Source organism: Parafrankia sp. Ea1.12 (assembly GCF_900465275.1).
In the GTDB taxonomy this organism is placed as follows: Bacteria; Actinomycetota; Actinomycetes; order Frankiales; family Frankiaceae; genus Parafrankia; species Parafrankia soli.
Map to the genome: position 1 here is coordinate 1 of NZ_UBIZ01000726.1, position 349 is coordinate 349.

Annotated in this window: 1 pseudogene; it reads left to right on the plus strand. The window is 69.3% G+C overall.

The features are described 5' to 3' along the window. Positions 1–273, plus strand: a pseudogene (locus tag FMEAI12_RS35985) (transposase); the annotation flags it as partial. Positions 274–349 lie beyond the last annotated feature (76 nt).

Consider the following 349-nt stretch of genomic DNA (forward strand, 5'->3'; position numbering starts at 1 on the left):
CGTACGCCTGCTCTATCTGATCTTCGTGCGGGTGTGTGGCTGGCTGGTTCTCCTCGGTCGTTCGTCGGCGTCGAAGGACATCGAGTTGCTGGTGCTGCGGCATGAGGTTGCGGTGCTGCGCCGTACCCAGCCCAAGCCCCGGTGGGACTGGGCGGACCGGGCGGTGCTCGCCGCCCTGATCCGACTTCTCCCCAAGGCACTGCGAACGCACCGGCGGTCACGCCCGGCACCGTCCTGCGGTGGCACCGCCGCCTGATCACACAGAAATGGACCCTGTGGGGCTCCAGAACCCCGATTTGGGCGGTGACCTGCGCGTTTGCCCGCGGGGCGGGGCCCGTGTCGGGCCGAG